The sequence below is a fragment of the Streptomyces sp. SID10853 genome, assembly GCF_010548145.1.
Taxonomy (GTDB): domain Bacteria; phylum Actinomycetota; class Actinomycetes; order Streptomycetales; family Streptomycetaceae; genus Streptomyces.
Genome location: NZ_JAAGLN010000412.1, coordinates 1 through 3,201, shown reverse-complemented (window position 1 = coordinate 3,201; position 3,201 = coordinate 1). Strand labels below are relative to the sequence as shown.

The 3,201-nt window shown below is 70.9% G+C and carries 3 protein-coding genes; all 3 read left to right on the top strand.

The genetic code is table 11. The annotated features are described in order from the left end of the window. On the top strand, window positions 1-926 hold a 926-nt coding region (locus G3I19_RS35650), incomplete at its 5' end, for an NYN domain-containing protein (protein ID WP_164267827.1). A 274-nt stretch (window positions 927-1,200) separates the two neighbouring features. After that, a complete protein-coding gene (locus G3I19_RS35645) occupies window positions 1,201-2,226 on the top strand; it encodes a C40 family peptidase (protein ID WP_164267826.1) in 1,026 nt (341 codons plus the stop codon). A 296-nt stretch (window positions 2,227-2,522) separates the two neighbouring features. Then, window positions 2,523-3,201, top strand: a 679-nt coding sequence (locus G3I19_RS35640; protein ID WP_164267825.1) for a hypothetical protein, incomplete at its 3' end; no start/stop codon positions are given.

The window sequence follows — 3,201 nt, the reverse complement described above, 5'->3', positions numbered from 1 at the left end:
CCGACGAGGCGGGCCGGCACGAGCTGGAGCGGCTGCGCGCCGAGCTGGCCGAAGCGCGGGCCCAGACCAGGACCGAGAACGAGCGGCTGCGTACCGAGCTGGACGCGGCCCGCAAGGATGCTGAATCGCTTCAGCGCAAGCTGCGCAGCGCACAGAGCGATGTGAAGCGCGGTGAGGCGGCGCTGCGCCGCTCCGGCTCCGAGATCGAAGCGGCCCGGGCCGACGCGGCGGCCCGGGTGGCCGCGGCGGAGAGCGAGTCGCGGCGGCTGAAGGCCAGGCTCGGTGAGGCGGAGGCGGCGGTCGAGGCCGGCCGGCGCGCCGTACGCGAGGGGCGTTCCGTCGAGGACATGCGGCTGCGGCTGCTGCTCGACACGGTGCTCGACGCGGCCCAGGGGCTGCGGCGCGAACTGGCCCTGCCGCCGGTGACCTCGCGCCCCGCCGACTCCGTCGACGCGGTCGAGCCCGGCACGCTCTCGCCCAAGGACGTCGCGGCCAGGGCGCTTTCCGACACCGATCCGGCGTTGCTCGACCAACTGCTGTCGCTGCCGCAGGCCCATCTGGTGGTGGACGGCTACAACGTCACCAAGACCGGCTATCCGCAACTGCCGCTGGAGAAGCAGCGGCTGCGCCTGCTGGGCGGTCTCTCGATGCTCGCCGCGCAGACCGGCGCCGAGATGACCTGTGTCTTCGACGGGGCCGAGCTGGCGGCGCCGGTGCTGCTCGCGCCGCCGCGCGGGGTGCGGGTGCTGTTCAGCAAGCCCGGGGTGACAGCGGACGAGGTGATCCGGCAGCTGGTCAGGGCGGAGCCTTCCGGGCGTCCCGTGGTGGTCGTGTCGGCCGACCGTGAGGTCGCCGACGGCGTGGCGAGATCGGGTGCCAGGCCCGTCGCGTCCGTCTTGTTGCTGAAGAGGCTTTCGCGCGTCTAGTAACTGCTGGGCCCAATGCCCGACTTCGTGGTGCGGATTCTCCATCACAGCGTCAAGTGACCGTTACTGCCTGTGCGATGTCTGTAAAATATGCACCTGGTGACTGAGATTTTGGGCAACAGGATTTGAACTGATCACAAGAAGGTCACTAAGGTCGGGCCTCGAACCTTCGCGCGGTTGATCACTCATCCGGGGTGGCAGCGAAGGAACCGCCGATGCCTTCACGGTTCCCCAACGTGTTCGGCGGCTCTGAGGAAGAAGGAGCTCGCCTCCCGTGGCGTCCCACCGTCGTCCCAAGCAGCCGAGCCGCACTCGTGTGACCGTGCTCACCGCGACCGCTGCCGCAGCTGTGGCCCTGACCGCTCAGGCCGCGCACGCAGACCCCAAGCCGACCAAGAGTGAGGTCAAGGCCAAGGTCGACAAGCTCTACGAAGACGTGGACGCGGTCAGCCAGAAGTACGACGGTGCCAAGGACCAGCAGAGCAAGCTGAAGAAGCAGGTCGACGACCTCCAGGACAGCGTGGCCCGCGGCCAGGAGGACCTCAACAAGCTGCGGGGCCAGCTCGGTTCGATGGCGAGCGCCCAGTACCGCTCGGGCGGCATCGACCCGTCCGTCCAGCTCTTCCTCTCGTCCGACCCGGACAACTTCCTCGACAAGGCCACCGCGCAGGACCAGCTGAGTGACCAGCAGGCCGACGCGGTCAAGAAGATCCAGGCCAAGCAGCGCACCCTCGCCCAGGAGCGTGCCGAGGCGCAGGACAAGCTGAAGGACCTGGCGTCGACGCGCAAGGAACTCGGCAAGAAGAAGCAGGAAGTCCAGGACAAGCTCGCCTCCGCGCGTCAGCTGCTCTCCACGCTGACCGCCGCCGAGCGCGCCTCGATAGCCGCGGAGAACTCGCGTGCCAACCGGGCCAGCGACCGCGCGGACCTCGGCAACGCGGTGCCGGCCTCCGCCCGTGGCGCCGAGGCGCTCAACGCGGCCAAGACCCAGCTCGGCAAGCCGTATGTGTACGGCGCCACCGGCCCCGCCTCCTTCGACTGCTCAGGGCTGACGTCCTGGGCGTACGCGCAGGCAGGCGTCACCATCCCGCGCACCTCGCAGGCCCAGGCCAACGCCGGCCAGCGCATCTACTCGCAGAGCGCCCTCAAGCCCGGCGACCTGGTGCTCTTCTACGGCGACATGCACCACATCGGCATCTACGCCGGCAACGGCCAGGTGCTGCACGCACCGCACACCGGTGCGGTCGTCAGGTACGAGGCGATGGGCGACATGCCGTTCCAGTTCGGCGTCCGTATCTGACCCCGGTCGGATGTCCGGCCCCGGTCCGATCCGGATCCAGTGATCCGGTACGGACCGGTCGGGACCCGTTCCTGACGGCGCCGCCGACACCGTCCGATCGGGCGAATTACAGTGCAGTGAGCTGACTCCCCGCCCCGTCGTGACCTTGAGGTCTGCGGCGGGGCGTCACGCTGTGTGCACGGCGGGGTCTTTGGCCGCGGCGTGTTCGCGCGGCTACTGTCCGGCGTGCGGTTCCCGGCAACCGGTCCGCCCATCGGGGCGGCAGGGACCGCAGCAGCGGAAGGAGTGCGGCTCCTGTGGTGTCCCATCGCCGTGCCACCCAGTCCGGCCTCGCACGGAGCGCCCGGATCACTGTGCTGTCCGCCACGCTGGCGACGGCCGCGGCAGGACTCGGGGCCGCACCGGCCGGCGCCGAGCCGCACGAATCGGCGGCGGCCACCAAGAGCGAGGTCGACGGCCTGTACGCGCAGGCCGAGCGGGCCACCCAGCAGTACGACAAGGCCGGCGAGCAGACCAAGCAGCTGCGCCGTCAGGTCGCCGAGGCACAGGACGGCGTCGCCCGCAGCCAGCAGCTGGTCAACCGGATGCGCGGGGCGCTGGGCGCGCTCGCGGGCGCCCAGTACCGCGCGGGCGCCATCGACCCCTCGCTCGCCCTGCTGCTCTCGTCCGACCCCGACTCGTACCTCGACAAGGCCGCGGCCCTGGCGCAGATCGGCGATGTCCAGGCGGGCGAACTGCACCGCGTCCAGCAGGCCCGGCGCGAGCTGGCGCAGCGTCGCCCCGACGCGACCCGAAGGCTCGCCGAACTCCGGCGCAGCCGCACCGGGGGCGCCCGCCACAAGCGCACCGTCGAGGGCAAGCTCGCGACCGCGCGCAGGCTGCTCGACTCGCTGCCCGCCCAGCAGCGCGCTAGGTACGACCAGGTCTCGCGCTCGGACCGTGGCACCCTGCCCGTGCTCGGCGCGCTGCCGGTGT